General features: G+C 65.4%; 18 protein-coding genes. 6 read left to right on the top strand and 12 right to left on the bottom strand.

Annotated features, from left to right (window positions below):
- The first annotated feature begins 7 nt into the window (after nt 1-7).
- Nucleotides 8-1504 (top strand): potassium/proton antiporter, encoded by a 1497-nt coding sequence (locus MB901379_RS11500; RefSeq protein ID WP_158016812.1) that lies wholly within the window; start codon nt 8-10, stop codon nt 1502-1504.
- A gap of 26 nt (nt 1505-1530) precedes the next feature.
- On the opposite strand, the gene MB901379_RS11495 is transcribed toward MB901379_RS11500, so the two are convergent.
- The 5 genes from MB901379_RS11495 to MB901379_RS11475 form a co-directional block, all read right to left on the bottom strand.
- Nucleotides 1531-2829: an acyltransferase family protein gene (locus MB901379_RS11495; protein WP_158016811.1), complete on the bottom strand. Its 1299-nt coding sequence runs from the start codon at nt 2827-2829 to the stop codon at nt 1531-1533.
- Nucleotides 2830-2891: 62 nt separating this feature from the next.
- Nucleotides 2892-4721: a serine/threonine protein kinase PknE gene (locus MB901379_RS11490; RefSeq protein WP_158016810.1), complete on the bottom strand. Its 1830-nt coding sequence runs from the start codon at nt 4719-4721 to the stop codon at nt 2892-2894.
- A gap of 171 nt (nt 4722-4892) precedes the next feature.
- Entirely contained in the window at nt 4893-5630 is a 738-nt protein-coding gene (locus MB901379_RS11485; protein WP_158016809.1) for a hypothetical protein, read from the bottom strand.
- Nucleotides 5631-5715: 85 nt separating this feature from the next.
- On the bottom strand, nt 5716-6909 hold the full coding sequence (locus MB901379_RS11480) for an APC family permease (RefSeq protein WP_158016808.1): 1194 nt from the start codon (nt 6907-6909) through the stop codon (nt 5716-5718).
- 2 nt (nt 6910-6911) lie between these two features.
- Complete coding sequence (locus MB901379_RS11475; RefSeq protein WP_158016807.1) at nt 6912-9362, bottom strand: plasma-membrane proton-efflux P-type ATPase; 2451 nt, start codon at nt 9360-9362, stop codon at nt 6912-6914.
- 511 nt (nt 9363-9873) lie between these two features.
- Between MB901379_RS11475 and MB901379_RS11470 the strand changes: the two genes are divergently transcribed.
- Nucleotides 9874-10383 (top strand): SRPBCC family protein, encoded by a 510-nt coding sequence (locus MB901379_RS11470; protein ID WP_158016806.1) that lies wholly within the window; start codon nt 9874-9876, stop codon nt 10381-10383.
- A 21-nt stretch (nt 10384-10404) separates the two neighbouring features.
- Here the strand turns inward: MB901379_RS11470 and MB901379_RS11465 are convergent, their stop codons facing one another.
- Both MB901379_RS11465 and MB901379_RS11460 read right to left on the bottom strand, forming a co-directional pair.
- A complete protein-coding gene (locus tag MB901379_RS11465; protein WP_158016805.1) occupies nt 10405-12366 on the bottom strand; it encodes a multicopper oxidase family protein in 1962 nt (653 codons plus the stop codon).
- A 172-nt stretch (nt 12367-12538) separates the two neighbouring features.
- Nucleotides 12539-14020: an MFS transporter gene (locus MB901379_RS11460; RefSeq protein WP_158016804.1), complete on the bottom strand. Its 1482-nt coding sequence runs from the start codon at nt 14018-14020 to the stop codon at nt 12539-12541.
- A gap of 361 nt (nt 14021-14381) precedes the next feature.
- Between MB901379_RS11460 and MB901379_RS11455 the strand changes: the two genes are divergently transcribed.
- Entirely contained in the window at nt 14382-15269 is an 888-nt protein-coding gene (locus MB901379_RS11455) for an SCO6745 family protein (RefSeq protein ID WP_158016803.1), read from the top strand.
- Nucleotides 15270-15317: 48 nt separating this feature from the next.
- Here the strand turns inward: MB901379_RS11455 and MB901379_RS11450 are convergent, their stop codons facing one another.
- Nucleotides 15318-15962 (bottom strand): class I SAM-dependent methyltransferase, encoded by a 645-nt coding sequence (locus MB901379_RS11450; protein ID WP_232022049.1) that lies wholly within the window; start codon nt 15960-15962, stop codon nt 15318-15320.
- A 113-nt stretch (nt 15963-16075) separates the two neighbouring features.
- Nucleotides 16076-16453, bottom strand: coding sequence for an ArsR/SmtB family transcription factor (locus MB901379_RS11445; protein ID WP_158016802.1), 378 nt, complete (start codon nt 16451-16453; stop codon nt 16076-16078).
- A gap of 143 nt (nt 16454-16596) precedes the next feature.
- Here MB901379_RS11445 and MB901379_RS11440 point away from each other — a divergent pair, with 143 nt between their 5' ends.
- A complete protein-coding gene (locus MB901379_RS11440; RefSeq protein WP_158016801.1) occupies nt 16597-18153 on the top strand; it encodes a succinic semialdehyde dehydrogenase in 1557 nt (518 codons plus the stop codon).
- A gap of 51 nt (nt 18154-18204) precedes the next feature.
- Nucleotides 18205-18909: a zf-HC2 domain-containing protein gene (locus tag MB901379_RS11435; RefSeq protein ID WP_158016800.1), complete on the top strand. Its 705-nt coding sequence runs from the start codon at nt 18205-18207 to the stop codon at nt 18907-18909.
- Between the two features lie 8 nt (nt 18910-18917).
- Here the strand turns inward: MB901379_RS11435 and MB901379_RS11430 are convergent, their stop codons facing one another.
- The 3 genes from MB901379_RS11430 to MB901379_RS11420 all read right to left on the bottom strand — a co-directional run bounded on the left by MB901379_RS11430 (nt 18918) and on the right by MB901379_RS11420 (nt 22146).
- On the bottom strand, nt 18918-19529 hold the full coding sequence (locus MB901379_RS11430; protein ID WP_158016799.1) for a DUF5134 domain-containing protein: 612 nt from the start codon (nt 19527-19529) through the stop codon (nt 18918-18920).
- Nucleotides 19530-19616: 87 nt separating this feature from the next.
- Nucleotides 19617-19835, bottom strand: a complete 219-nt coding sequence (locus MB901379_RS11425; RefSeq protein ID WP_158016798.1) for a heavy-metal-associated domain-containing protein — start codon at nt 19833-19835, stop codon at nt 19617-19619.
- A gap of 13 nt (nt 19836-19848) precedes the next feature.
- Nucleotides 19849-22146, bottom strand: a complete 2298-nt coding sequence (locus MB901379_RS11420) for a heavy metal translocating P-type ATPase (protein ID WP_158016797.1) — start codon at nt 22144-22146, stop codon at nt 19849-19851.
- A gap of 166 nt (nt 22147-22312) precedes the next feature.
- Between MB901379_RS11420 and MB901379_RS11415 the strand changes: the two genes are divergently transcribed.
- On the top strand, nt 22313-22852 hold the full coding sequence (locus tag MB901379_RS11415) for a sigma-70 family RNA polymerase sigma factor (protein WP_158016796.1): 540 nt from the start codon (nt 22313-22315) through the stop codon (nt 22850-22852).
- The last annotated feature ends 155 nt before the right edge of the window (nt 22853-23007 follow it).

Raw genomic sequence — 23007 nt, 5'->3', positions numbered from 1 at the left:
GGAACGAATGAGCCTTCAGCAGCTGTACCTCACATTGTTGATCGGTGGGCTCGTGCTGCTGGCCAGCATTGTGGGCACTCGGTTGGCGAGTCGGGTGGGGTTTCCCAGCTTGCTGCTGTTCCTGCTGGTCGGTGTCGTGGTCGGCGAAGACGGGTTCGGCCTTCGATTCGACGACGTGCAACTCGCCCGGAATCTGGGCACCGCGGCTCTGGCCTTGATATTGGTCGAAGGCGGCTTAACCACTCGGTTCAGCGATATCCGGCAGGTCCTTGCACCGGCGGCCACGTTGGCGACCGTCGGCGTGGTCCTCAGCATGGGCATCACCGCGGTTGGTGCGCACCTGCTGCTGCGGGTCGACTGGCAGGTGGCGTTGCTGCTGGGAGCCATCGTCTCCTCCACCGACGCCGCGGCGGTCTTCTCAGTGCTGCGGGTGCTGCCGTTGCCCCGGCGGGTGGCGGGGCTACTCGAGGCCGAATCGGGTTTCAACGACGCGCCCGCGGTGATACTGGTGCTCGCGTTCAGCGCGGTGCCATTTGTGTTCAAGCCCCAGGGTGCGGTCATCTACTTGGTGTTCGAGCTCCTCGTGGGCGCCGCCATCGGATTGGCGATCGGATACCTCGGGGCGTTCGCGCTGCGACGCATCGCGCTGCCCGCCTCCGGCCTGTACCCCATCGCCACCTTTGGCTTGGGTCTGGTCGCGTTCGCCGCAGCCGGTGAAAGTCATGCCAGCGGATTCATTGCCGCCTACCTGGCCGCGGTGGTGTTGGCCAACTCGGGGCTGCCACACCGCGCGGCGACCCGGTCGTTCGCCGAAGGGATCGGCTGGTTGGCGCAGATCGGGCTGTTCGTGCTGCTCGGTTTGCTGGTGGACCCCGGCGCGGTTGCGGTTGACCTGGTGGCCGCTCTTGTCGTCGGACTGCTGCTACTGCTGGTCGCCCGGCCGGTGTCGGTCGTGGTATCGCTGGCCTGGTTCGGTGTGCCGTGGCGAGACCAGGCCTTCTTGTCCTGGGCTGGACTGCGCGGTGCCGTCCCCATCGTGCTTGCCACCTTCCCGGTCGTGGCAGGCGTTCCCGATAGCTATCGGCTACTCAACGTGGTGTTCATGCTGGTGGTGGTCTTCACCCTGATACAGGGTCCCAGCTTGGGCCCGATCGCGCACCGGTTGGGACTGATTTCCCGCGAGGCCACTCGTGAGATCCAGGTTGACGCGGCACCGCTAGACGTGCTGGACGCAGAACTGCTGACCATGACCGTGCAGGCGCCGTCGCGGCTGCACAATGTCACCGTGCTGGAACTGCGGCTGCCCGATCCTGCCGTGATCACGCTGATCATCCGCAATGGACACACGTTCGTCCCAATGCCCGACACCCGCATCCAACGCGGCGATGAACTGCTGATCGTCACTACCAGCAAGACGCGGGCGGCCGCCGAGTCCCGACTTCGCGCCGTCAGCCGGCGCGGAAAACTCGCATACTGGTTCGACGAGTATGGCGAGCCGGACTGATGCCGCCCGAAACGATCGGCCCGCGACTAGGACCCCGAACTCAGCCGCGCGCCCACCGACGACGCCAGGAAGCAACCCAGCGCCGTCCAGCCTTCCCACCCGGCTAGCCCATTCTTGGCCAGCAGCACCAGCGCCACCCCGGCAATGCAAACCAGCGCACCCGCGGCGACGGAACCGGTGCCGGCGCCACCAACCGGACCGTCCCACCACGGCAGCCGCCGATGTTCCAGGGGAGACAGCAGCCAGAACGTCACAGCCATGACGACCGAAAACAGCAGGGCGCGCAATGCAAGCAGGCCCCAGAATCCGGGCTGGTGCACCTCGTAGGCGTCGAGACCGACGGCGTGCAGACAAAACGCGGCAACGGCGATCGCCGGAATGTGCCACAAGTACAGCGTCATTGCGCCGCCGTTGCCCACCGCGACCACGTGCCACACCCGGGGTCTGGCCGCCCACCGCCGGATGACTCCCGATGCCGCGACGAACACACACGACATCCAGATGCAGTGCATCGCGAGCAGCAATGTCGGCGGGGACACATTGGACGATCGCTCGGCGCCGGTCACCACCAGTGACACGTCATACTTTCCCGCTGTGGCCAGCCCCAGCTGCGCGATGAACACGCCCGCTGCGACAACGAGCGCCACCCGAGTGTCGATCAATCGGCGCGCATAGCCCACGCCGATCGCCACCGGAATCAGCCACACGAAGACGAAGTTGGCGACCCCTGACTCCGGAGCGCCAACAGCGAACCGGATCTGGTCGACAACGCCGGCCGCGGTGACCAGCGATGCGATCACGATGGCGACCGCCCGCCCCGTCGGCAACCGTGTCAGGGCCGGCACGAACGCAAGCACCACCAGGTAGACGCCAAGGAACCAGAGCAAGGCCACACCTTCTCGGCCCAGCCCCGCCGCGGATTCGGCACCCAACGTCACGCGCACAACCAGCAACGCAAGCGCCCACAGGGCCAGATACCAGAACACTGGTCGGCACAATCGCAGGGCACGGGCCAGCAGCCAACTGCCCCACGGCGTACCGGAATGCCAGCCATAGCCCCCCGCGGCGCCGCCGGCGAGGAAGAACAACGGCATGATCTGAAGCAGCCACGTGGCCGGCGCCAGTGCGGGCATCTCGCCCAGCAGATTGCCGATCCACACCCCGCGCGAATCAATGGTGGCAAGCAGCAGCGCACAGTGCCCGAACATCACCACCAGCAGCGCGGTCAGCCGCGCTACGTCGACGGCGCGGTCGCGGACGGCTGGAGCGGCATTGGCGAGCCCGGACGGGTGAGACGGGCGAACAGCTAGCGTTGATGCGGGCATGCAACCAGCATGATCGGGCCCAGATGCGCCGCGAATGAGTAGGAATACGCGTCGTGGCGGGATTAGCCGATCAGATTCGTCAGCCAGCTTGGATTTTGCAGATCGACCGACCGGTTTCCGTCCCATACGAACGGCGTACCGCTGGCATTGAACCCGGCCAGTGTCGCGTCGGCATTGGCCGCCTTCGTTTTGGCGGTGCCGACGTCGGTTCCTGACCTGATACAGCTGGTCGCGTCCGCGTTGGCGCCCACGGTTTGGGCCAAATGGGCCAGTTCGGCATCCGTGCGATCAGAGGCGGCCCCTTCCTGCGGCTGAAAGTCGCTGGCGAACAGGCCCGCATAGAAGTCCGTGTAGACCTTGGGATCGTTTTGACTTGCGACGCAGTAGGAGGCCGCCACCGCGCGCGTCGAATAGCTCTTGGTGTGCGACTGGTCGTCGAGGAAGTTGAGCAGGTGATAGCGCACCGCGAGGTCCTTGTTTGCGATCGCGGTATCGATATCGCTCGCATAGGACCTGATGAAGGCACCACACGGCGGGCAAATGGGTTCATTGAAAACATCGATCGTTGTGGGCGCCGAGGAAGTCCCGACAAAGACGCCGTCATCGAGCAGGCGCAGGTCAACGGCATCGGCTGGCGGCGGCGGCGACGGCGCCGAATTCGGCGCGGACCGCTGCCACGGATGGGCAAGCACAATCCCGAGTCCGCCGGCCATAGCGATCACAACGGCAACCGCGAGGCCAACCCAAAGCCAGGGCTTACTACCGGCACCCGAGGGCTGACCCGGCGGTTGGCTCCACGGCGGAGCGCCGGTGCTGCCCGTCTGGGCCACGCCCCAACCCGGCGCACCGGCCCACGGTGTTGGCTGGTGGGGCCCGGCGGGAGCGGTTGGTAACCGAGGCGCCGACGGCGCGGCCCACCCCGAGCTTTGGGGAGCGGCGGCGGTGGGCGCTATGGGTGAGTTGGGTGCAAATCCGCTCGCTGGCGGCCCGCCGAACGACGGTGGCAGCTGCGCCACCTGGCTGCGCTCCAAGATGTTGGTAGCCCGATCCTGGTCGGGTGTCGCCAGCGCCGCATACGCGGCCGAGGACAGGTCACCACAGGTGGCGTAACGATCCGCCGGATCCTTGGCCATGCCGCGGGCGATCACGTCGTCGAACGCAACCGGGATGCCCGGGCGGGCCGCGCTGGGCCGAGGGATCGCCTGGCTCAGGTGTGCCCCCATCACGCTGAGCTGGTCGCCCCGATAGGGCGGGGACCCCGTCATGCACTCGAACAGCACGCACGCCAGCGCGTAGATGTCGGCCCGATAGGTCGCTTCATTGGTGCTGAACCGTTCCGGCGCCATGTAGTAGAGGGTGCCCACGGTGCTGCCAAGCTGCGTCAACTTTTCGTCGGAGGTGGCGCTCGCGATCCCGAAATCGACGAGGTAGGCGAAGTCATCCCCGCTGACCAGGATATTTTCCGGCTTTACGTCACGATGGGTCACCCCCGCGGCGTGCGCTGCGTCCAGCGCCGAGCCGATCTGGCGCACGATCGCCACCGCCCGCGGTGGAGTCAGTGGACCATAGCGCCGCAGCATGGCGGCCAAGTCTTTGCCGTCGATCAGACGCATATCCACATACAGCTGCCCGTCGATCTCGCCGTAGTCGTGAATCGGCACGACATGCGGTTCCTGCAGCCGACCGGCGGTGCGAGCCTCGCGCTGCATCCGCGTGCGGAAGACCGGATCGCTGGACAGCGTCTGGGACATCAGCTTCAGTGCCACGACCCGCTCACGCACGGTGTCCTCGGCTTCGTAGACATCTCCCATGGCGCCGCGCCCGACCAGCCGGCGCAATCGATACGGACCGAACTGCGTGCCCTCACGCGACTCCGCGGTCGTGTCACCCATCGCCGACTCCTCACCCGCCTTTCCACGCAGCAAACCGACTACGGGCGCCGTCGCGCCGTGGTTATCGACCGCGCCGGATCCGATACGCGGTGGCGTGCAGGCATAAGGCTAATGGTTGCGCCATCCGCCGGGCGCGGTGAATGGAGAGAATTCCGATTGCAGGCCGCCATGCTAGTCGGTGTGGACCCGCACGTCGGCTAGTTGTATGGACACCAGCGTCGGGATGGGCAGCGAACGATTGCCAGGGCCGATCGGGTGGACCCACCGCCGCGTGGGAAACAGCAGCCCGCCGGCAGGAACGGGCTCGGTGCAGTAGTGGGCGGCCCGCGCCCAGTGACCGATCACCTCGGGGATGTAGTCGTGGCGGCGCAAGTGACCGCGGCCATCGAAGTAGTAGGTCTGCCGGGGCGAGTGGGTATCGATGTGCGACGGGAAGGTCACGTTCAGCCGCCGCCAGGTCTCCCCTTGCTCCAGCCACGGATCGCCCTGCTGGACCTGCACGCCTTCACGGGTCAACAAGTACGGCGTGCTGAGGTAGTTCCACATGGCATAGCCGGCGAAGTAGACCGAATCCAACGGATCCCATCGAATGTTGCGTCGCATGCCCGAACGGCCGAAGAACGCCGAACGCGGATTTGCCCGTGAGCTGATGACCTCGCCTTCGTCCGTCTCAATCCGCACCGACCCGTGCTCGAAGACCCCACGCTGACCGTCCCGCGGAAACGGGTCCAGAACCGTGCGGGCGTCTTGGACATGGACCGTGATGTGATAGTCGGCCAGCCGGTTGCCGGGCACCCGCGTTCGTAGCAACAGCCCTCCCGTGCGCACCCGCGCTTGAAGCGTGGTGACGCTGCGCCACCGTTGCATACCCCCGTGGGCGTGCACAACCTCGTCCAACAGGGTGCTCATCGGCGACGCTTTCCTGGCTCAACCTGATCGGTGTTCATCGAAACAATCGAACACCATGCCCCACGACCTGTTTGCATGGCAGCGGTTATCCATAGGTGGGCGGTAGCCCGGGATGACTCGCCTGGCGCCCGCGCATGCGAACCAGGCCTTCAACGACAATCGCTCCTAATAGGAACCCGACCAGAACCCAGAGATGCTCGGGCATCTTGGTGGCCGCGTAGGCCGTCATGGCGCCAAACGATCCCAGGCAGGCGACGGCCCCGGTGATCGCGAGCAGTTTGGTTGCACGGCCAGCACGCAGGCGCAGTACAGCGAGGTTGACGGCGGCAAAAATGAGGAGGAATCCGGCCGACCCAATCAGGCTGATGCCCTGGATGTCAACGCCATTCACCACGACCAATGTGCCGGCGGTGGTCGCGAGCAGCCCACCGATCGGCCGATCCCAGACCGGTTTACCCAGGGCGGCAGGTAGTTCACCGTTGCGGGCCATGAGGTACGTGAATTTTCCGGTGCCGTACAGGGTGGCGTTGATCGCGCTTGCCGTTGAAATCACTGCGGCGATCCCGATCAAGATGAAGCCGGCGGAGCCAAGAAACGGCCGCGCCGCGGCGGCTAGCGCGTAGTCCCGGTCGTGATCGATCTGCGCGATATCAAGATTTCCCACCGCAACGAACGCGACCAGAACATACAGCCCGATCACCACCCCGATCGAGATGAGGTAGGCCAGCGGCAGACTGCGTCGCGGATCGCGTGCGTCCTCGGCCGCATTGGCGATGAGCTCAAAACCCTCGTAGCCCAAGAAGATCAGAGCGCCCGCGTAAACGATCACGCCGAAAGAGGGATAGTGCGCCGGGGACACCCGTCCGCCGTCCACAAACGCCAACCCCACAATGCAGAACAGCATCAGGATCGCCAATTTGCCATACACCAGGAACACCTCGGCGCGTCCGACGATGCGCGCGTCGGCCAGGTTCAGGGCGGCAAACACCAGCACCACGGCGCTGGCCAGGCCTCGGCGCCAGGGTCCGTCCGGAACCTCACCCACCAACGCCGCGCTATAGCTGCCGAACGCGACCGCGTACAACCCCAGCATCACGAAGTAGCTCAGCCACAGCAGCACATTGAGTGGGCCGGCGATCGCGGTACCGAAACACTTATCGAGGAAGAATGCGGTGCCCCCGCGGCTCCGGATGCGCACCGACAGCAGCGCCACCAAAGCGCCTACACCGAGCTCGCCCGCTCGCGGTGCCGCGGTGTTGCGGTGGCGCTGCACTGACATGCTCAGCCGCCTTGGCGCCGTAGCCGGTTCGGATCCGAACCGACGTGGTGATCGAGCCAGTCGTGGGTGGCTCGCTTGACCCGGTCTTCCAGGAGGAACCAGAACAGTGCGTAGCCCCACACCAACCCCGCCAAGCCCCAGCCCAACGGGGTCATCAGCGCCCCGTAGACGGCGATCAGGGTGGCGACGGTTTGGGTTCCCACCACCGCGATCAGCAGCATCGGCGCCGGTAGCGGCTGCGACCAGAAGGGGCGGCGACTGCGGGTGACGAAAACGGTGAGATGACCCGAGACCGACAGCTTGAGGAAGATCAGGGTGCGGATCAGCTGCGGATCCAGGCCGAACACCTGGTCGGCGAGGAGCAGGAGTAGGAAGGTCTCCAGGACACCCATCATCCCGAGCGCCGTGGCGATGGTGAGCACGCTACGCATGTCCCAGGCGGCGGGCTTGCTGGCGCCGCGGACGCGGTCGTAGGCGATCGCCAGAATCGCGCCGTCGTTGAGCAGCGCCAGAAACACGATCATGACCGCGGTGACCGGGAAGAAGTTCATAAAGACGATCGCCAGGGTGATCAACAGCAACACACGAATGGTTTCGGCAATCCGATAGGTGGCATAGCTGGTCATGCGGGCGAAGATCTCGCGTGCTTGCCGGATCGCGTGCACGATTACCGACAACCCGTCTGCCAGCAGCACCACGTCGGCCGCAGCGCGCGCCGCATCGGTCGCACCGGCAACGGCGATGCCGGCATCGGCCTGTTTGAGCGCAGGGGCATCGTTGAGGCCGTCGCCCGTCATACCAACGATGTGTCCGCGCGCTTGGAGCAGACGCACGATGCGGAATTTGTGTTCGGGAAACACCTGGGCGAAGCCGGCGGCGGCTTCCACCCGAGTGGTCAATTCGTCGTCGTCGACCGCGGCGTCCAGGGTCTCGGCGTCGAAGATCTTCTCCCCCAAGCCTATTCGGCCGGCGATCTCGCGACCGATGGCGACCTGATCACCGGTGACCATCTTGACCTCGACGCCAAGTTCCCGTGCGGCGGCGATGGTGGCCGCCGAATCGTCGCGCGGCGGGTCGGCCAATGCCAGCACACCTAAGAGTCGCCACACGCCGTCGTCATCGGTGCGGGCGACGCCCAGCGAGCGATACCCGTGGCCGGCGAACCCGTTGACCACATCGCTCACGTCGCCCGCCACGCCATCGGCTCCGTCTCGCCCGCACAGCGTGGCGATGACTTGCGGTGCCCCTTTGCTGACCCGGAAACGTCCCCCGTCGTCATCCTGTACGAGCGCTTCGGTGCGCTTGCTGACCGGGTCGAATGGGGTGAATTCCAGCACCCGCACCGACGGGGGTGCACCGGCCGCGGTCAGCACGGCAAGGTCGATGGCGTCGTTGTCCTCGGCGCGTGAAGCCAACGCGGCCACCAGCAGCAGATCGCGCTCCCCAACTCCCGGAGCGGCCCACCGGCCGGTGAGCGCCAACCGGTTTTGGGTCAGGGTGCCGGTTTTGTCCGAGCACAATAGGTCTACCCCGCCAAGCTCTTCGACGGCCGGAAGGTGGCTGACCACCGCCTGGTGTCGGGCAAGTCGGCGGGCACCAACGGCCATGGTCACCGACAGCACGGCCGGTAGCGCTACCGGCACCGAGGCGATCGTGACGACCAGCGCAAATTCCAGCGTCTGCAACACCGCATTGCCGCGGATCAACGACACCACCACGGTCAACGTCACCAACGCCGCGGCCAGCAGGATGAGATAGTTGCCGATCCGTAACACCGCGCGTTGGAAATGGCTGATCGTGCCCGCGGCACCGACGAGCGTGGTGGTGCGTCCGAAATACGATGCGGCGCCGGTGGCGTAGACCACCGCATCGGCCTCGCCACGGACCAGGATCGATCCCGAATACAGCACCTGCCCCTGCCGGCGCGCTACGGCCAGCGATTCGCCGGTCAGCGCAGACTGGTCCACCTCGAGAGTGACGTCGTCGAGCACTCGCGCATCCGCGGGCACTACATCACCGAGTCGCACCCGCACCACATCGCCGGGCACCAACTCCCGCAGTGCGACGGTTGCCCAGGCACCATCGCGGAGCACCCGCGCCGACGCGGCAAGACGCTCCTTGAGCGCGGCGATTGCGTTGGCCGCCTGGTGCTCTTCAACAAAGGCCACACCTCCGTTCATCATCAGCAACGCCCCGATGATGACCGCGTCGGTCCAATGCTGCGCCGCCAGCGACAACATCAGTGCGGCCTCGATCATCCATGGGATCGGCGCCCAAAAGTAGCCCAGCAACACCAGCACCGGATGGCGTCGTTGCTCGGCAATCTCGTTGGCGCCGTATCGCCGCAGCCGAACAGTCGCCTCCGAAGACGTCAAGCCTTCTGCGGAACTGTCCAATTCGTCAAGCAACTGCCCTAGCGACAGCTTCGTCAATGCGCCGGTGGCGTCTGTCACGCTCGCACCTCTCACCTCGGCTACCACACCGCCACGCGACCACGCCGGCGCTGATTCTTACGGTGACACCGTGTTCGGGCACCGTAAAGGGGCCGAATGACCCCATTGACACGGGCCGCGGTCCCCGCCGCACCCCCGTGGGGCGCTTCGGCGCCTGCATCCCAACCCGATCGGCCGCCGTTGTTGCGGGTACTGAAAGGATCTAAGCCGCGCCACGTGGGGACCATTGCCTCTAACTGGGTTTGCGGCACACCGCCTTCGTTGCCCGCCCGTCTCGGTTCGGTTGAGCCATGCCGGTGACGTGACGAGGAGGCGCGCATGGTCGAGCGCCCAATAGCCGGCCCGGCCCGCAGCATCCAACGCCACAACCGATCGATCGGCATCCAAATAGCCGGCCAGGCATTCGAGTTCGATACCGTGCGATTCATCCGTTGCCCGCGACCACCGGGCCATCGATGGACTCGGTCGGCATCACCGATAAGTTTTCGCGCCGGTGCCGGTCGATATTGGTATGAGGGAAAAGACCATGGTCGCGAGGACCGTCATCGACGCAGTGACCGAAACCGTGTTCGACCTGCTGGCAGATCCGTCGACCCATGCGGCGATCGACGGCACCGGTTGGGTGCGGCAACCTGTCGAGGAGGCCTGCCTGACCGGAACCGGCCAGATCTTTCGGATGCGGATGTACCACGACGATCACCCCAACAAGCACTACGAAATGGCCAACCGGGTCGAGGTGTTCGAGCGACCGCGGGCCATCGGGTGGCTACCCGGGGCCGAACCCCGGCACATCCCCGGTCGCCAAGCGTCCGAGGACGCCCCCATCGAGTACGGCGGGTGGGTCTGGCGCTACGACCTCGAACCGGTCGGTGCCGACCAGACCGCGGTGACACTGACCTACGACTGGTCAGGCGTGCCGCCGCACCAGCGCAACATCGAGTTTCCGCCGTTCGGGCGGCAGCACCTGGACGACTCACTGAAACATCTGGCCGAGCTGGCCGAGCGGGCCTCGCTGCCCTAACACATGTCGGCCGCCTTGTGCTCACGCACTCGGTGTGACCTCGAATTTGCGCATCATGTCGTAGTCTTCGTGGCTGATGATGTGACAATGCCAGACATACGTTCCCACCAGGTCGAAATGAGCAATCACCCGGGTCACCTGGCCAGCCAATGCGATAGCCGTGTCTTTTCTTCCCTGTTCATTGGGTTGCGGCCAAACGGGATCGCCTCTTAACCCATGGAGCTCGAGCCTGGCCCCTTGAAATGTCCGGTCGGGGAAGTGCATTAGCTGCTGGGTTCTATGAACGAGCACACCGTCGAACTGTTGGCGGTTAACGATCTCGAACTGCACCTGATGAAGGTGGATCGGGTGGGCAGAATTCGTCGTATTGTAGATCTCCCAAATTTCGGTGGATCCTTGCCGAATGACCTCGGTGATTTCGTCGGCGTAGAACCGTGAACCGGATGCCAACGACCCCAGCAACACCAGGGTCCGGTCCATGTCGTCACGCAGATTGAATAGCGCCAGTTGACGTACCACCGCTGGATTGTCCCGGGGCAGCGACCGTAGGGGCGCCCGCAGCGAGACCGCCGGACCGAAGTTGCCGGCCTGCACATCCGCGGGCGCGTTGCGCTCGGCGATGTCAAAGCGCATGACCAAGCCGGTGGTCTCGGGATCGGCGATGGGTGCCAGTCCCCCCGCACCATCGGTGATCCGCAATGCCTCTCCGGCGTTGTACACCAATTTCATAAAGTGTTCAGGATCGGCCGGATCCACATAGCCGCGAAACGGCAACTCTGGACCGAGGTTCTTCAACACGATTCGCTGGCCGGCGTGCCCGGTGAAATCAGCGATGATATCCATCCGCTCGGCCGGTGCGATAACCAGCTGGGTTAACCGCACGGGCGAGTTCAAGAATCCGCCGTCCGATCCGATTTGGAAAAATTCCATTCCGTTTGCGAACTCAAGAACGTAGGTGCGCGAGATGGAGCCGTTCAGCAAGCGCAGCCGGTATCGATTTGGCGTCAATTCTATTTTCGGCCAAGCCATCCCGTTGGCCAAAATATGGGTACCGAAGAACTCGTCGAACACCGTCGGATTGGGCCAGTTGCCTACAATTTCTTTCCCGGCGATCGGGTCGATCGGCTCGCCGTGCCGGCCCGGGAGATACAGGTTGCCGCCCGAGTCAAACAATGCATCGTGTAGGACAACCTCGATCATATGGTCGTCATCGGGAATGACCCTGTCCCGGATCATCCGGTCTTCATTGGCGTCTTTGAGTAGATACATCCCGGCCAGGCCCGCGTACACGTTGAGCCGCGTCATACCGACCGTGTGGTCGTGGTACCACAACCCCGCCGCTTCCTGGGTGTTTGCGTAGCGGTAGGTCCGCCCGGTCCAGTCGGGTCCTTTCGTCTGGTAATCCCGTGTGTACCAGGCTTCGGGGTTGCCATCACTTTCGGAAACCGTGTGGCCGCCGTGTAGGTGTATGACCAGGGGCTTTTGCGTAATGAATTGGCCGCTGGGATCGCCAACGTCGGGAATGTGGACCGTCAGGTCAATCGGCAGCAGGTAAGGCGCATCGTTGGGCAGCTGGTTTTGCCATTCCACCGCCAGTGCTTGATGTGATCGGGCGATGATCGTCGGCCCGGGCGAGGCCGTGTGCTCGGCATGCTCAAAGCCGTACACGGTGGTCATCAAGGGGCTGCCGTCGGGCGCCCGCAACCCCATCCACTGCCGTGTCGCCTTGATCGGCACCGTCAGGGTAGTTCCGGGTCTGGGGTGGATTCTGACGGGCTTCGGTAGCGGATTGCGAAACTTCTGCTGGGTGCCGGCGTCCAGCAGAGTCACCGACTTCGCGGGCTCACCCGGGCGTGCGCAGCCGACCAGGCCCCAGCCGGCAAGATTGAGCCCCACAGCGGCTCCGGCGGAAGCCGACGCTCGTAGGAAGCTGCGACGGGTCGGGGTTGGTCCGGTGGTTCTGTGGTCGCCGCTGCTGGTCATTTGGCTTCGCTCTCGAAGGACCGAGGTGCGGTCGCGCGGGCACCATCGTAGGACTCACAGACTATTGCAAACCGCAACACCACGCAGGCCGCGCATTGCGATCACGCCGTCGGCCCGGTCGATACCACGAATGAAACGCCCTATTAGGCAGATTCATTGGAGGTATCGCCCGCTAGCGTAAGCCTTCGGCCGATTCTTCGGCCGACGCGTCGGCGACGGTCAACGGCAACGCCAATTCTTCCAGCGGTCGCTGTTCTGCTGCCACACCGAGCCACAGTTCAACCAGGCCGGCGCCGGCCATCACCACCGCTCCGATGAGGAATGACCAGACCACCAGGCCGCGTTGTCCGGACTCGATCAACTGACCGAACAGCAAGGGGCCGCTGATTCCGCCGATCGCGGTGCCGATCGCGTAGAAGAACGCGATCGCCAGCGCCCGGGTCTCCATCGGGAAGATCTCGCTCACCGTGAGGTATGCAGCGCTGGCACCCGCCGACGCCAAGAAGAACGCCACTGCCAACACCAGGATGAATCCCCAGACGCCGCCGGCCTGGGTCACGAACACCACCGCAAGCACCACCGCCACCACGGCAGACCCGATGTAGCACAACGTGATCATCGGTTTGCGGCCAACGGTGTCGAACAGCCGGCCGAGTATGAGGGGACCGACAAAGTTGCTCAGCGCCCACACGATAAAGAACAGCGGCACCGTTCCGGACGCGACGCCGTAGAAACCACTGAGCAACGTGCCGAGATTGAACGTCACACCGTTGTATAGGAACGCCTGGCCGACAAAGAGTGCCAGTCCCAGGACCGCGCGCCGCGGATAGAGCGTGAACGCCACCCTGGCGATCTCCCAAAACGAAATCGACTTGCGCTGGCGTATTTTAAGCGGGCGCCCTTCGGGCTCCGGAAGCCGTTGGCCGGTGTCGCGCTCCACTTCACTCTCGATCTCGCCGACGATCCGCTCGGCTTCTTGCTCACGTCCGTGAATGAACAACCACCGCGGACTTTCCGGAACGTTGCGCCGCACGAGAAGGACGAAAATCCCGAAGATCGCGCCGACGCCGAACGCCAGCCGCCACCCGATGTTCGGCGGAAAGTTCGACGTATCCAATACCACCAGCGCACCCGCCGCTCCCGCCGCCGAGCCAAGCCAGTAGGTGCCATTGATCACCAAGTCCACCCGACCGCGTACACGCGCGGGAATCAGCTCGTCGATCGCCGAATTGATGGCCGCATATTCGCCGCCGATCCCGGCGCCGGTGAAAAAGCGCGTGATGAAGAAATACCAAGGCGCAAAGGCGAATGCGGTTGCCACGGTGGCGGTCAGATACACCAGCAGGGTCAGCAGGAATAGGTTGCGCCGGCCGAACCGGTCGGTCAGATGCCCGAAGAATAGCGCCCCTAAGCAGGCCCCGGCGATGTAGAACGACGCCGCCACACCGATCTGCGCGGCGCTGAGGTCGATGCCGCTGCTTCGTTCCGTCAGGCGAGACGACACGTTGCCGACCATGGTGACCTCAAGCCCGTCGAGGATCCACACCCCGCCCAACCCGATCACAACGCGCCAGTGGAACCGGCCCCAGGGCAGCCGGTCCAGCCGTTCCGGCACATGGGTCGTGATGGTTCCGGTTTGCGCGCCTGCGCTCATTGCTGCTCCGTTCTAGCTCGACAGAGATGGAACTCGCCACCGCGCCTCGCAAGCCTCGGTCACAGCTAGTCGAGTGCGGGAGGGATGCCACGGCCGCAGTGCCGGCACCAGAGTCACACAGTACTTATCGCCGCGACGTCCGCACTGCGGCCATGGCATGCCCGGCCACCCGCCGCAGGAGCGCTCGCGCCCACACCCGGCGCATCCGCTGTTCACGCAGGCGCGCCGCGGTGGGGCCATTCGATGCCCGCCCGACGGACGCTGACCGCGGTGTGCCCGGACAACGCCCATCCCGGCCGCGGCCGGTCGACCCACGGCCGCGGGTTTGAACATGCGCCGCAGCGGGTGGTTAACTGCGACGGTGCGCAGACAACCAGCGCTGGCGCGACGTTTCTACGATCGGTTCGAGCCGGTGCATGCGGTGACGTACTTCGCGCCCGAAGCCCGGGCGGCGCTCGACGGGTTGGGCTACCGGGGCTTCTGGATGGGCTACTTTGCCGCCCGTTCGGCCCCACTGGGCACCGCGCCACCTGAGGTGGTGACGGCAGTCTTCTACAACTTTGCCCCCGAGCGCGTCACCAAAGCCCTGCCGGCGGCCTGGCAGATCGCCGGTCCCGAAGCCGCGCTGCGTGCCCGGCAGGATTCCGCGGTGGCGGCACTGCGCCGCTACGGGCTCGACTCGGATGAAAACGTCCGCGTCGCAGCGGAATTAGCAGCTAAGGCGGCACGTCATGCTCCCCTGGATGGTCGACCCCTGTTCGCCGGAAATCGCGCACTGCCCTGGCCGGACGAGCCACTGGCCGCCCTCTGGCATGCGACCACGCTGCTGCGCGAACACCGCGGCGACGCGCACGTGGCGGTGCTGACCGCTGCCGGCGTCTCCGGCCGGGAGTCCAACGTGCTGCACGTCGCCGCGGGGCGGACCCCACGCGAATTCATCGTCAAAACCCGCGACTACGACGACGCCGCCTGGCAACATCATGAAGAAGTCCTCGCCGAACGCGGACTACTCAACGCCGACGGGACGCTCACCGCAACCGGCCGGGAGTTGAAAGATCGAATCGAAGCGAACACCGATCGGCTTGCCTTGTCAGCGCTCGACGCCCTCAGCGACGACGAGGTGGAAACCCTATTTCGAGCCCTGACCCCGATCACCCGGGCCGCGGTCGCCGGCGGCGATGTGCCTGCCGTTACGCCGATGGCGTTGAGCCGCGCCGAATTGAACGACGACAGTGCCCATTTGGATTGACAAACCAACCTGTGGGCGCGCAAGACCCCGGCAAACCGTCCGCTGCGCTTAGCGCTTGGTCGCGACATAGAGGCGAACACTGCCAAACCCACCGACCGAATGTTCCCAAACGTCCAAGCCGTATCTATCGAACAGTACCGGCATGTCATGTATTAGGTCGCCGGCCCACTTCCACATCACGATGAGACCGGACCCAAGCAGATTGCCATTTCGGGGGTAGCCGATGTCGACCAACACGATTCGCCCTTGCGGGCGAAGCATCCGGGACAACTCCGACATGGCTCGCTCGCCATCCGGATAGCCGCTGAACGCCATCGTGTTGACCACGGTGTCGAACAAGCCGTCGGGGTAGGGCAATTGTTCGACGTTTGCCCGGCGCAGTTCGGCAACGACCCCTGCCCGCTGGAGATTGCGCCGCGCGATGTGCACCATACGCTCGTTGAGGTCTACCCCGTGGGTCTCGAAGTTCGCCGCATACCGGGTCAGCAACCAGCCAGTGCCGAACGACACCTCGAGCACCCGTGGGCCGCGGATATGGGGCAACGCGGCACTCACCCAGGTCCTCCACACCGGTAGCAGCTTGACCGCAACGTCGTAAGGTCGGGCCAGCCGCGAATACCAACGATCAAACCGCGCGGTGTACGCCTGTTTGTCAGCTGGCTCGTGCGGGTAGACGCCGCCATGTTGGCTCACCAGCTCACCTCCCTTACTCCGGTAGGCTCTCCACAATCGCTGTACACCAACATGATTCGCCGGTACCGCCAATCGCGCCAGCGGACGGCACTAGCCGCCTGGCCGCTGGCCGGTCATGGCTGCGGCCCGGTTTCTTCGGTCAGGCACAACGCCAGGTCGAGCACCGCGGGGATACACGGGTCGGCTATCGAATACAGGATGCGAGGGCCCACGCGGCGCGTGGTAACCATTCTGCGATCAGACAACCGCTGCAGCTGATTCGACACCGCCTGCACCCGCAGTCCCACCCGCCCAGCCAGATCGCCGACCGACACCTCCCCCTCGCGATGCATGGCATGCAGCAATCGAAGTCGAGTGTCGTTGCCCAGCGCCTTGAACAACCCCACCACGGCCTCTGTTTGCTCCGCCGTCACCAACGGCCGCAGCGCAAGCGCCGGCTTGCCCGCGGCCCCGGCCGATCCGGCTGCCGCGCATACCTCAACAGGCGTCATCCTTCCACTATTACACGAGATGATGTAATCCCAAGCCGACCTGGCGCCGATGATCAGCGCGACCATGATCATCGGCTGGCTAAGGATGGCCGGCCTACTAGTCTGGTGCCGTAGACCGATGCGATTCTCCGAGAGGTAACGATATGCCTGCACCATCAGCCGAGGTCTTCGACCGCTTGGGCAAGCTGGCCGCGATCAACGACATCCCCGCGCGCCCGACCAGGACGATCGACGAAGTTTTCACCGGCAAACCGCTGACCACCATTCCGGTCGGCACCGCCGACGACGTCGAGGCGGCATTCGCCGACGCGCGAGCGGCACAGGTCGAGTGGGCGAAGCGTCCGGCCACTGAGCGTGCCGAGGTCATCCGCCGTTATCGGGACCTGGTCATCGACAACCGCGAGTTCCTGATGGATCTTCTGCAGGCCGAGGCGGGCAAGGCCCGGTGGGCGGCGCAAGAGGAGGTCGTCGACCTGATCGCGAACGCCAACTACTACGCGCGTGTTTCGGCAGACCTGCTCAAGCCGCACAAGGTGCAGGCCCTGCTGCCGGGGATCGGCAAAACTACGGTTTGTTATCAGCCCAAAGGCGTGGTCGGGGTGATCTCGCCGTGGAACTATCCCATGACGCTGACGGTGTCGGACTCGGTGCCCGCACTCGTCGCAGGCAACGCGGTGGTGCTCAAACCGGACAGCCAAACGCCCTATTGCGCGCTCGCATGCGCCGAACTGTTGTACAAGGCCGGGCTGCCGCGCGCGCTGTACGCGATCGTGCCGGGGCCGGGCTCGGTGGTCGGTACCGCGATCACCGACAACTGCGACTATCTAATGTTCACCGGCTCGTCGGCCACGGGCAGCCAGCTCGCCGAGCATGCGGGCCGTCGCCTTATTGGTTTTTCGGCCGAACTTGGCGGCAAGAACGCCATGATCGTGACCCGCGGCGCCAACCTGGACAAGGTTGCCAAGGCGGCCACCCGTGCCTGCTTTTCCAACGCGGGTCAGCTCTGCATCTCCATCGAACGGATCTACGTCGAGAAAGATGTTGCTGGCGAATTCACCCGCAAGTTCGGCGACGCCGTACGCAATATGAAGCTTGGCACTGCCTACGACTTCTCGGTCGACATGGGGAGTTTGATCTCCGAGGGTCAGCTGAAGACAGTGTCAGGCCATGTCAATGACGCGACGGCCAAGGGCGCCAAGGTGATTGCCGGCGGCAAAGCCCGGCCCGACATCGGACCGCTGTTTTACGAGCCGACCGTGCTGACCGACGTCACGCAGGAAATGGAATGCGCGGACAATGAGACCTTCGGACCCCTCGTATCGATCTATCCGGTCGACGACGTGGACGAAGCCGTTGCGAAGGCCAACGACACCCCGTACGGGCTCAACGCCAGTGTGTGGGCGGGCTCCACCGCGGAGGGCGAAAAGATCGCCGCCCGGTTGCGGTCGGGGACAGTCAACGTCGACGAGGGCTACGCGTTCGCCTGGGGCAGCCTCAGCGCGCCGATGGGCGGGATGGGCCTATCGGGCGTCGGCCGCCGGCACGGCCCGGAGGGACTGCTGAAATACACCGAATCACAGACGATCGCGACCGCGCGCGTGTTCAATCTTGACCCGCCTCTTGGGCTTCCGCCGACGCTATGGCAAAAGTCGCTGTTGCCCATCGTGCGCACGGTGATGAAGCTCCCCGGCCGAAAGTGACCCCCTCAAGGCGGCTGGAACAACCCGGTGCTGATAAGCGACTATTGACACGTGGACTGTGACGTCGCCCGAGAGGCGCTGTCTGCCCGGATCGACGGTGAACGCGAACCCGTCCCGACTGCCCGGGTCGACGAGCATCTTGCGTCGTGTGTCGACTGCCGTGACTGGTATGCGCGCGCGGTCGAGCAGACGCAGCAGCTGCGCCGCCTCGCCGGGCGCGCACAGGTCTCTTCCGTCCCGCAACCGCGGGACGAACCGTCGGCCAAGATCCGGCTACGCGCGCGGGCAACGGCGACGTGGCAGCGCTGGGCGCTCGGCGTGGTCGGGGTGGTTCAGATCGCGTTGGCTGGCGCGCAGGGTTTCGGCGCCGATGTGGGCATCCCGTCGCGCGGACACCTGCTCAACGAATCGACCGCCTGGTCGGCCGCGCTGGGCGTGGTCATGGTCGTGGCCGCACTGCGTCCGGCGGCCTCGTCCGGGCTGGCCGCCGTGTTGGTGGTGTTCACCGTGGTCCTGTCGGGATTTGTCATCAACGACGCGACGGAGGGCGCGGTGACCGTGCTGCGGCTGATGAGTCATCTGCCGGTCCTGGCCGGAACCGTCCTGGCGCTGCTTGTCTGGCGGGCAACCCGCGCACCCGAGCCCTGGCCGTGGTCGGACGCCGCCCCGTTCTCCGACGACGTCGTGTTGCCTGAGCACGCGACCCGGGGACGCCGCCGCGGTCATCTCCACCCGACCGATGGATCGGCGGCCTGAACACCAACCTAAAGCAATACACCGAACATGATCGTCATCCCGGCCGCCATCAGCGCCTGGCCGAAGATGCCCGAACGGCGATCCGCACATTCCGCCGAATCCCCGTTCTGCGGGGTGAAATACCGGTAGGCCCACACCAGGGCCGCCAGCGCGAACACTAGGGCGATCAACCAATTCACGGCATTGATCCACCCGGGATAGCCGGCGTGCACCGCGGACGCGTGCATTTCCGACATACCGGGCATCGTGCCGCCGTGCTGTCCAGCTTGCTGCCTCGGCAGCAGCCGAGGATTCATCACCGCATACATCCACGCCATCGCCAGCATCATCAGGGTGTGGTAACTGTTGACCACCCGGTGGCGTGCTCCCGCGCGGGACAGGGCGACGACGCTGAACCAGACGGCAGCGAACAGGAAAAACATCATCGGCGCGGTAGTGGGCAACCGCGCACCCCCGGGCCAGGCCATGGCGATCATCGCCGCCGCCATCACGATATGCAGCAGCTGTCCGACGATGCTGGTTGCGCGGCGGTGGCCACCGCCTACCGCAAGGATGAAGCCGCCGGCACTCAGCGCGAAGAGCACGGTAACGACCCACCGCAGGCCCAAATCATGGATCACTGCGGCACCCTCGGGACCTCGGTCTGCTCCGAATCGAATTTCTCCTCCGGTTCGAAAATCTGTCCACCGCCACGAGGTCAGCGCGGACTACCGCACGACGGAGTAATCGCCCTCTTCGGCGAGGGCCGCCTGAACCTGCTCGGCGCTGAGTTCGCCGTCGGTATCGACACGAACGATCGAGGCGCCATCGGTGACCAGGTCGACATCGACTGCGCTCACGCCCGGCAATGCGCTCAAAGCCTCACTGATGGTTCTGACGCAGCTTTGGCAATGCAGCCCGTCGACGGCGAACGTTTGAACTGACATGGTGGTCGGCCTTTCACCTGGGTGTCTTGGGGGTCGGGACGTCGGCGAGTATGCAGTGCGGGGCGCCGCGATCCGCTCGGGAACCGACGGTGCGCAGCCGCAAGCTGTTGGACACTACGAAGAACGACGAGAACGCCATCGCCGCACCCGCGATGAGGGGGTTGAGCAGACCCGCCGCCGCGATCGGGATTGCGGCGATGTTGTAGCCGAACGCCCAGCTCATGTTGATCCTGATGGTGCGCAGGGTGGCCCGGGCCAGGTCGAGCGCCTGCGGCACGATATCGAGGTTGTCACGGACCAGGATGATGTCAGCAGCACCGATGGCGACGTCGGTACCACGTCCGATGGCCAACCCCAGATCCGCAGCCGCCAGCGCCGGCCCATCGTTGATGCCGTCGCCGACCATCGCGACGACTCGGCCGCGGTCACGCAGCTGCTCGATCACATCGACCTTGCCCTCGGGCAGCACCTCGGCGATCACCTCATCGATGCCGACCCGCGCCGCCACCGCTCCCGCGGCGGCCGCGTTGTCGCCGGTGAGCAACACCGTGCGTAGCCCCCTCCGGTGCAGCGCCGCGACCGCGTCGGCCGCGGAGTCCTTGACCGCGTCGGCGACCGCAACGGCCCCACACACAGCGTCGTCGACGGAAACGAAAACGACTGTTTCGCCCCTTCTTTCAGCATCCCAGCGCGCGCGCTTGAGGGCACTGGGCACCGCAGACCTGCGCGACACCCAAGAGGGGCGGCCAACGGTGACCCGGCGCCCATCGACGGTTCCGGTCACACCGCTGCCCGCGATCGCACAAAAGTCGACCACCGAGCGGCGATCATCGGCGGCGGTCATGATCGCTGTCGCCACGGCGTGCTCGGAGGCGGCCTCCACGGCGGCCCCCAGCGCCAGCACCTCGTCGGGTTCCCACCCGTCGGCGGCCACGACGTCGGTCACCGCCAGCTGTCCGGTAGTCAGGGTGCCGGTCTTGTCGAACACCACGGTGTCGACACCGCGGATCGTCTCCAATGCGCGGTATCCCTTGAGAAATATGCCCAACTGCGCTCCGCGACCCGAGGCCACCATCATCGCGGTCGGGGTGGCCAGTCCCAAGGCGCACGGACAGGCGATCACCAACACCGCCAACGCGGCCGAGAAAGCGTAGTCGGACCCCGCACCGCCAAGCACCCAACCCAACAGCGTCAGCAGCGCAATGGCGAAGACCACCGGGACAAACACGGCTGCGATGCGATCGGCCAGCCGTTGCGCATCGGCCTTTTGCGCTTGCGCTTCGCCGACCAACCGGACCATTCCCGCGAACTGGGTATCTGCCCCGACCGCGGCGGCCTCAACGATGAGTCGGCCGTCGCACACGATGGTGCCGCCGATCACGCTGGCACCCGGGTGCGCCCGTACCGGTTTGGCCTCACCGGTCATCGCACTCATGTCGATCACCGCGGTGCCCTCCATCACCAGCCCGTCGGCGGCGATGGTCTCCCCCGGTCGAACGACAAAGCGCTGTTGCTCCTTGAGTTCGTCTGCAGGAATCACCATTTCAGCACCATCAGGCAGCACGATGGTGACGTTCTTGGCGCTCAGCGCCGCCAGCGCTCGCAATGCGCTGCCCGCCCGGGATCTCGCTCGCGCTTCCAGATACCGGCCCGCAAGAACAAACACCGTGACCCCCGCGGCCACCTCGAGATAGATCGCGTCACTGGCCATCAACGCTTGCCAGATCCCGTGGCTGTCGCGGGGCTGGGTGGCCGCGAAAATAGTGTGGAGTGACCAAAACGTGGCGGCGATGATGCCCACCGAGATGAGCGTCTCCATGGCTGCGGCGCCGCGGCGCGCGTTGCGTAATGCGACGCGGTGAAACGGCCAGGCCGCCCACGTCACGATCGGCACAGCCAGCCCGGTGAGCACCCATTGCCATCCGGTGAACCGGGTGCTGGACACTACGGCGAACATCACCGACAAATCGGACAGCGGCACGAACAAGACCGCGGCGACCAAGAGCCGAAGCAACAGCCCGCGCGCCGTCACATCGTCGGAGTCGACCCGATCAACGGGCAGCTGCGCGCGCGGTACCGCCCGGTAGCCCGCCTGGCGCACTACCTCGCACAGGTCCTGGACACCAAAAACCTCCGGGGCGTCGATGGTGGCAACCCGGGTCGCGAAATTCACCGACGCGCGCACACCGTCAACCTTGTTGAGCTTGTTCTCCACCCGGGCGGCGCATGCGGAGCACGACATACCCGACACATCTAGCTCGACTCGGCGAAGCTGCGACGCGTCGGGGTTGGCCGCGACGAATACCGTCATCGTCCTCCCTGTTTGCCTCTACGTCAGCTAGTCGGGCCGCGCCACCGATTGGTTCCCACGGCTTGGCAATCACCGCAATCACCGCGCGCTCACCCGACCAAAGGTACCCGGGCGGCCACGGCAGACCGTTGGGCTGGCCGCGGCCAATCGCCTAAGGTGGCTGCCCGTGGGTGAGCGCTGCGATGACGACGCGGTCACCCGGCTAGCCCTGGCCGCCGCACGCGGCGACGGCGCCGCGCGTCAACGGCTCATCCGGGCAACCGAGCGTGACGTCTGGCGGACCGTCGCGTTGCTGGGCAGCCCAGGCACCGCCGATGATCTCACTCAGGAGACTTTCCGGCGCGCATCGGGATCGTTGCCCCGGTTCACCGGCCGCGCCAGCGCGCGCATCTGGCTACTGTGCCTCGCCCACCGGGTCGTCGTCGATCAACTCCGCCACGCCCAAATCCATGCCCGCTCTGCGCACGATCTCGAGTGGGTTGCCGGCGCGCCACAAGAGCTGGCCGACATCATCGCGGTGCGGTTGCTGCTCGACGGGCTAGCCCTCGATCGTCGGCACGCGTTGGTCCTGACCCAGGTGATCGGGCTGTCCTATACGGAGGCGGCCGAGGTCTGCGGCTGCCCGGTTGGCACCATCCGCTCCCGCGTCGCGCACGCCCGCATTGATCTGCTTAACGCGCAGCACCGCGACGACCAGGTGAGCTAGGCACGCGGCGCTACTTCGAAATGGATTGTGGCGTCGTCATTTCGCCATCCACAGCGTTGGCGATGCCATCGGATTGAGCACGGCGCTTGCGGGGTCTCTAGCCCTCGTCTTGTGCCGTTAACCTCGCCGACTTGCAATTCTGCACCCGCCTATCG

It is taken from the genome of Mycobacterium basiliense, from assembly GCF_900292015.1.
In the GTDB taxonomy this organism is placed as follows: Bacteria; Actinomycetota; Actinomycetes; order Mycobacteriales; family Mycobacteriaceae; genus Mycobacterium; species Mycobacterium basiliense.
The sequence above is the reverse complement of the archived record's forward strand: the minus strand, read 5'-3'. Positions and strand labels throughout refer to the sequence as shown.

What these genes read in the sequence shown, in the direction of transcription:
- MB901379_RS11480 (WP_158016808.1), bottom strand. Translation starts at nt 6,909, where the DNA reads ATGTCAGTGCAGCGCCACCGCAACACCGCGGCACCGCGAGCGGGCGAG.
- MB901379_RS11420 (WP_158016797.1), bottom strand. Translation starts at nt 22,146, where the DNA reads ATGACGGTATTCGTCGCGGCCAACCCCGACGCGTCGCAGCTTCGCCGA.
- MB901379_RS11465 (WP_158016805.1), bottom strand. Translation starts at nt 12,366, where the DNA reads ATGACCAGCAGCGGCGACCACAGAACCACCGGACCAACCCCGACCCGT.
- MB901379_RS11440 (WP_158016801.1), top strand. Translation starts at nt 16,597, where the DNA reads ATGCCTGCACCATCAGCCGAGGTCTTCGACCGCTTGGGCAAGCTGGCC.
- MB901379_RS11460 (WP_158016804.1), bottom strand. Translation starts at nt 14,020, where the DNA reads ATGAGCGCAGGCGCGCAAACCGGAACCATCACGACCCATGTGCCGGAA.
- MB901379_RS11470 (WP_158016806.1), top strand. Translation starts at nt 9,874, where the DNA reads ATGAGGGAAAAGACCATGGTCGCGAGGACCGTCATCGACGCAGTGACC.
- MB901379_RS11490 (WP_158016810.1), bottom strand. Translation starts at nt 4,721, where the DNA reads ATGGGTGACACGACCGCGGAGTCGCGTGAGGGCACGCAGTTCGGTCCG.
- MB901379_RS11500 (WP_158016812.1), top strand. Translation starts at nt 8, where the DNA reads ATGAGCCTTCAGCAGCTGTACCTCACATTGTTGATCGGTGGGCTCGTG.
- MB901379_RS11485 (WP_158016809.1), bottom strand. Translation starts at nt 5,630, where the DNA reads ATGAGCACCCTGTTGGACGAGGTTGTGCACGCCCACGGGGGTATGCAA.
- MB901379_RS11425 (WP_158016798.1), bottom strand. Translation starts at nt 19,835, where the DNA reads ATGTCAGTTCAAACGTTCGCCGTCGACGGGCTGCATTGCCAAAGCTGC.
- MB901379_RS11495 (WP_158016811.1), bottom strand. Translation starts at nt 2,829, where the DNA reads ATGCCCGCATCAACGCTAGCTGTTCGCCCGTCTCACCCGTCCGGGCTC.
- MB901379_RS11445 (WP_158016802.1), bottom strand. Translation starts at nt 16,453, where the DNA reads ATGACGCCTGTTGAGGTATGCGCGGCAGCCGGATCGGCCGGGGCCGCG.